Consider the following 6,185-nt stretch of genomic DNA (forward strand, 5'->3'; position numbering starts at 1 on the left):
ACACCTCAGTAGGATGGGGCGCCGAGGGGCCGCGTCATTGTTTGCCGCCGGCCCGAGACCGGACCAGCCCCCAGCACCGGGCCCCGCCCGCACCCACCCTCCAAGGAGCGCCAGATCATGGCATCGGCACAGCAGTCCCCGAACGGCCGCGTCCCCGCCGGGATCGACTCGTCAGAGCTCCAGGAGGCATCGCGCGCCCCCGGGATGATCGTCTCCGCCATCGTCCTGCTGATCGCCGCGCTGTCGATCGTGGTGCCGCACCTGATCGAGGTGGCTGCGTGGGTGCGCTTGCTCGGGCTGGTCGTCGGGCTGATCCTCGTCGGCGTGGGCACCGTGGTCTTCGTCCAGGAGCTGCGTCGGCAGTCGATCATCCGGCGCTGAAGACGGCCCTCCGGCGGCAGCGACTGTCGGCATGCCGTCATCCCGTTGAACGGAACCGGCCTTCGAGCGGCGAGTGACGCGGATTACAGTGAACCGGCCCGCGTCCCGTGGGTCCGAACCCCGAATCGCCCTGCGCGAAGGAGACACGACCGTGCCCGCTGAGACCCCCGTGAACCAGGTCCTGCGCGGCCGCGCCTGGGTGGCGCCGCTGTGCTGGATCGCCGTGCTGCTCGACGGGTTCGACGCCGTCGTGCTGGGTGCGGTCATGCCGTCCATGATCGAGGACGCGGACTTCGGCCTCACGCCCGCCTCCGGCACCGCCGTGGCGACCGCCGGGCTGTTCGGCATGATGGTCGGCGCTCTCGGGATGGGGTGGGCCACTGACCGCTTCGGCCGCCGTCGGATGCTGATCGGCGCGGTGACGATCTTCTCCCTGCTGACCCTGGCCATGGCCTTCACCGACTCGATCGCCGTGTTCGGGATCCTGCGCTTCCTGGCCGGCGTGGGCCTGGGCGGCTGCCTACCCACCGCGATCTCCATGGTCACCGAGTTCTCCTCCGCCCGTCGCACTGGCAACGCGACCACCACGGTCATGACCGGCTACCACGTGGGGGCGGTGCTCACCGCCGCCCTGGCGATCTGGATCGTGACGCAGCTGTCCTGGCACGCCATGTTCATCGCCGGCGCCCTTCCGGCCGTGATCCTGGTGCCGCTGATGCTGCGCTACCTGCCGGAGTCCCCGGAGTTCCTGCTCTCCCAGGGCCGCCGCGACGAGGCCCGGGCGGTCGCCGAGCACTACGGGATCGACTTCGTCGCGCGGCTGGAGCGCCAGGAGGCCCTCACCCGGGCCGGATCGGATGCCCAGCAGGAGAAGGTCGGGGCCGGCCTGCTGCTGTCCGGTCCGTACCGTCGCAACACCGTGATCCTGTGGATCGCCTCCTTCATGGGCCTGCTGCTGGTCTACGGCCTGAACACCTGGCTGCCGCAGATCATGCGCGCCGCCGACTACGACCTCGGCAACGCCCTGGGCTTCCTGCTGATCCTCAACGTGGGCGCGATCGTCGGGCTGTTCATTGCCGGGCGGGCCGCCGATCGGTTCACCCCGCGGGTCGCGGGCATCGTCTGGTTCCTGGGCGCTGCCGTGATGCTCGCAGCGCTGGTGATCCGACTGCCGCTGGGCGGGATCTACGTCATGGTCTTCATCACCGGCTGCTTCGTGTTCTCCGCGCAGGTGCTGGTCTACGCCTTCACCGCCTCCAACTACCCTGCGCAGGTCCGGGCCACCGCGCTGGGCATGTCGGCCGGCACGGGGCGCCTGGGCGCGATCTCCGGACCGCTGGTGGGCGGCACCCTGCTCTCCGCCGGGCTGGCCTACCCGTGGGGCTTCTTCGCCTTCGCACTGGCCGCGCTGCTGGGCGGCGGGGCGCTGTCGGCCACCCGGACCCTGGACCCCGAGGCCCAGGACAGCCCCGTCCACAGGCAGCCGATCGACTGATCGGGGGCTTGGCGGCGGGTCGTAGACTGGTGCGGTGGCAGGACTGATCAAGCGCGAGGACATCGACGAAGTGCGCTCGCGGACGGACATCCGCGAGATCGTCGAGGGCTACGTCACGCTCAAGTCTGCCGGCATCGGCTCCTACAAGGGGCTGTGCCCCTTCCATGACGAGCGCACGCCGTCGTTCCACGTCCGCCCGCAGTACGGCACGTACCACTGCTTCGGCTGCGACGAGTCCGGCGATGTCATCGCCTTCGTCCAGGCCATGGAGCACACCACATTCGCCGAGACCGTCGAGCGGCTGGCCGCCAGGATCGGCTACGAGCTGCACTACGAACAGGGCAGCGGCCCGGACAAGGCCATGGTGGGCCGCCGTCAGCGGCTGCTGGACGCCCACAAGGTCGCCGCCGAGTACTTCCAGGCCCAGCTGCGCACCGCCGGGGCCCGCGCCGCGCACACCTACCTGGGCGATCGCGGCTTCTCCCCGCAGGACGCCGCCGACTACGGCGTCGGCTACGCCCCGCAGGGCTGGAGCAGGCTCCTGGATCACCTGCGCAAGCGCGGCTACACGGACGATGAGCTCGAGGGCACCGGCATGTTCTCCTCCGGGCGCAGCGGGCTGATCGACCGCTTCCGCGGCCGGCTGATCTTCCCCATCCGGGGGATCGGCGGGGAGATCATCGGCTTCGGCGCCCGCAAGCTCTACGACGACGACCAGGGCCCCAAGTACCTCAACACCCCCGAGACCCAGCTCTACAAGAAGTCCACCGTGCTCTACGGCATCGACAAGGCCAAGCGCCAGATCGCCAAGCAGCGCCAGGTGGTCGTGGTCGAGGGCTACACGGACGTGATGGCCATGCACCTGGCCGGGGTGCCCACCGCCGTGGCCACCTGCGGCACCGCATTCGGCGCCGAGCACATCAAGGTCGTGCGCCGCTTCCTCTCGGACGACGGCTCCGGCGGCGAGGTCGTGTTCACCTTCGACGGCGACAAGGCCGGGCAGAAGGCGGCCCTGCGTGCCTTCCAGGAGGACCAGCGTTTCATGGCCCAGACCTTCGTGGCTGTGGAGCCCAACGGCATGGATCCGTGCGAGCTGCGTCTGGCCCGCGGGGACGCCGCTGTGCGCTCGCTGCTCAGTGCCAAGCGACCGCTGTTCGAGTTCGCGATCCGCGCGGCCATGAAGCGCTACGACCTCGAATCCCTCGAGGGGCGCGTCCAGGCCATGCGCGCGACCGCCCCCATCGTGGCCCGCATCCGCGACACCACGCTGCGCCCGGCCTACGCCCGCCAGCTGGCCGGGTGGCTGGGGCTCGAGGTCCCGGACGTCGTGCAGGCCGTCGAGGCCTCCGCCCGCGCCGACGCCCGCGGTGAGAGCGGCGGTCAGGGGCGCGGCGCGGGGCTGCAGCGCACGTTCGACCGCCCGGTCGATGGCTCGGACCAGCGTCCGCGCGGCCCTCAGGACTCCGACGGCCCGCCCGACGACGGCGCCGCACATCCTCCGCGCATCGAGTGGCCGGATCCTCGCGACCCGCTGCTGCGCACGGAGAAGGAGGCGCTGGAGGTCGTCGTGCAGGTGCCACACCTGCTGGGCCCGGCCGAGTGGCAGCAGTTCACCGAGGCCGAGTGCGCGCATCCCGTGCACACCGCGGTGCATCGCGGGGTGGTCCAGGTGCTCGCCGGTATCGGCGCGGATCAGCAGATCACCCCGGGGCGAGGCTGGATCGAGGCCCTTCGCGCGGCCCTTCCGCAGGAGCTGCACGGCTATCTAGCGGGGCTGTCCATGCGGGCCCTGCCGGCGTCCTCCGCGCAGCAGCTCGAGCGCTACGCCTCCGGGGTGATCAACCACCTGTTCGACCGCCAGATCCATCGCCGCCAGGCCGATCTGCGCGCGGAGCTGCAGCGGACGTCGTCGGTGGAGCAGCCCGAGCGCTTCCGGGAGATCAGCCGCCAGCTGCTGGACCTGGAGGCCCGCCGCCGCGAGCTGCGCCCGGCCTGAGCCGAGGCCCGGACGGTTTTTGCGCGGGGGCACCGCACGGGGTAGGGTGTCTGTCTGTTGCACGGCGACGTGCACCTTCCCCCGTAGCTCAATTGGCAGAGCATTCGACTGTTAATCGAAGGGTTACTGGTTCGAGTCCAGTCGGGGGAGCAGTGAAGAGAGGGCCCCACCAGGCACGATGCCTGGTGGGGCCGTTCTCATCTCGAACCAGAAACTTGCAGGATCCCACGCCTACCCCGCGTTTTGGTTCCGGGAGATCGTTGCGTGTAGTGGGGGCAGTGGGTTGGTGCGTGCGTCGGTGCCAGCTGGATGGTCACCGCATGGATTTTTCCGCGATGGCCCTCATCTTCCGTCCTGCGTCAGGGTCGATCGATAAACCCAGCACCTGTCCCCTGGGGGTGGGGAAGAGTCGCCGTGAGCGGTTGAAGACCTCGGAGTGGTGAAGGTCACTTACAGATCGCTGCCAGAGGTGCAGCTTGGACTCGTGAGTGAAGGACCCACGCACCTGGCGGAGAGCCGATTCATCGGTTACCCACTCGTAGCGTGATGAGGAGATGAGCTGGTAATCAAACGCTCGGCCGACGCAGGCAGCAACCCAGTCCGCGAACTGGATGTTGGCACTTAGTTGGCTGTCAACGTGCATTGGAGGCTCGATGATCCGCCGCATCTCCTGGTGCCCTGCTGCCCTGCCCAAGATGTGGCCATACATGTTCGGCAGTCTTTCTGCTCGCGTCTTCTCGTTGATCTGGTCGATGATTACCATCATGTTCTGCCCGTGGGTGTCAGCGTGGCGGGCTAGACGGTTCAACGTTTCCTGCATGGCCTCCGCCTCGCGCCTGGCAGGATCAAGACTCGTTTGCCTATCCGTGCCAAGGGGCTTTTCGTCGGCGTAGTAGAACAGCTGGCCGCCGTGCTCATGTACCGTCCGGACCAGGTGATCGAAGACGCGCAGCTGCTCGGGGTACTTCGTGGGGGTAGCTGGCCGGAAGATTTGGGCACCCTTGCGTTCCCATCGCCCAGGGTGGTCAGCCTCACGAACTTCCGCGGCAAAGAGCGCGTTTTTCTCTCTCTGGAAGATCGCCCCGAACTCACGGGCGTAGTCCTCAGGGATCACGAACCCGCCGTAACCGAACGCCGGACTCGTGTTGAAGCGGGGATGTTCAGGCGCGACGAACGCTCCCGGTTCGCCGATCTCATCGATGTATGCGAGCAACATGTGGTTGATGTTCTCCTGAACGCAGAAACCCACGCCGAAGCGTGGGTTTCTCGAATCGGCGCTCGGGGAACTTTTTCATCCCTAGCTACCTGCCAGCATAGTAGGCCCGGGGGGCGCGTAGTGGCAAGGACATCGGTCACCAAGTTGCTCCAGTGTCCCTGACACGTCTGGCGCCACGGACGCCCGCTGAACGTAGTGCTTCGAGGTCACCGCGGTACCCGCGTGGCCCAGCACCGCCGCCGCGTCCTCCGTCCCCGAGGACCGATCCACCAGCGTGGCCACCGTCTTCCGGAAGGTGTGCCAGGTGACCCACTCGAATCCCTTGAGATCCTCCGACTTCCGGGCGTCGCGCCATTGCCTCTCAAGGTTGTTCACCTCGCGCAGCGTCCCCGTTGACGAGGGGAACACCAGATCGCGGGTGTTCGGCAGTTCCTCCACGGATCGGCGCAGCAGCACATCGGAGGCGAACCGCGGCACGTTTACCGTGCGGAACCCGGCAGCGGTCTTGACATGCCCCTGCCGGACGAGCCCGGCCTCCTCCGTGCGGACCACGGTGCCGCTGATCGTCACGGTCACGGGGGAGGCCCCGAGGTCCACGTCAGCCCACCGCAGGGCTAGAAGCTCACCCACACGCGCCCCGGTGCCCAGGGCCACGTCCACGACCTCCGCGAGGTCCTGCGCCCGCGCCGGCCCGCTTTTGACCGGCTCCGCGAGGGAGGCGTGCAGACCCCGCCGCAGAGCCCGCACCTCGTCCACGCTGAGCGCCCGCACCGCCTTGGGGCGGCGCTCAGGCAACCGTGTGTCCGGCACCGGATTCGCCCGCACAGCATCATGCCGGGCCGCCAGGCCGAACATCTGCGTGAGCACCGTCTTGGCTGTCTTGGCCCGCCCGGGGGTCTTGACTGCCACGCCCTTCAAGAAGCGATCCAGCTGCCCGGTGATGGCCTCCCACAGCGTGAGCCCGCCGATGGGGACTGCCGCACGAACAGGTGACAGTTGGGGTGTCAGGCCGCGAGGCTCACGGCGGGGTTCATGATGGTCTCGTATTCGATGGGGGTCAATCGACCCAGACGGGCCTGTCGACGGCGGCGGTGATA

5 protein-coding genes and 1 tRNA gene are annotated in these 6,185 nt (G+C 68.6%); 4 read left to right on the forward strand and 2 right to left on the reverse strand.

All coding sequences use genetic code 11. The features are described from left to right. Positions 1 to 117: 117 nt before the first annotated feature. The 4 genes from QSJ40_RS03650 (at position 118) to QSJ40_RS03665 (ending at position 4,022) form a co-directional block, all read left to right on the forward strand. Positions 118 to 381 carry a hypothetical protein gene (locus tag QSJ40_RS03650; protein WP_006214984.1) on the forward strand — a complete coding sequence of 88 codons (264 nt, stop codon included), beginning with the start codon at positions 118 to 120 and terminating at the stop codon, positions 379 to 381. Between the two features lie 151 nt (positions 382 to 532). Next, positions 533 to 1,876, forward strand: a complete 1,344-nt coding sequence (locus tag QSJ40_RS03655) for an MFS transporter (RefSeq protein WP_285728840.1) — start codon at positions 533 to 535, stop codon at positions 1,874 to 1,876. A gap of 34 nt (positions 1,877 to 1,910) precedes the next feature. Further along, positions 1,911 to 3,872, forward strand: coding sequence for a DNA primase (gene dnaG, locus QSJ40_RS03660; RefSeq protein WP_285728842.1), 1,962 nt, complete (start codon positions 1,911 to 1,913; stop codon positions 3,870 to 3,872). 77 nt (positions 3,873 to 3,949) lie between these two features. Further along, positions 3,950 to 4,022: transfer RNA gene (locus tag QSJ40_RS03665), tRNA-Asn, on the forward strand. Positions 4,023 to 4,185: 163 nt separating this feature from the next. On the opposite strand, the gene QSJ40_RS03670 is transcribed toward QSJ40_RS03665, so the two are convergent. Beyond that, entirely contained in the window at positions 4,186 to 5,088 is a 903-nt protein-coding gene (locus QSJ40_RS03670) for a DUF3800 domain-containing protein (protein WP_285728844.1), read from the reverse strand. Positions 5,089 to 5,169: 81 nt separating this feature from the next. After that, the gene (locus QSJ40_RS03675; protein ID WP_285728846.1) at positions 5,170 to 5,997 is read right to left on the reverse strand and encodes a tyrosine-type recombinase/integrase; all 828 of its coding nucleotides are present in this window, start codon (positions 5,995 to 5,997) and stop codon (positions 5,170 to 5,172) included. Positions 5,998 to 6,185: the final 188 nt, after the last annotated feature.

The organism is Kocuria sp. NBRC 114282 (assembly GCF_030268385.1).
Taxonomy (GTDB): domain Bacteria; phylum Actinomycetota; class Actinomycetes; order Actinomycetales; family Micrococcaceae; genus Kocuria; species Kocuria palustris.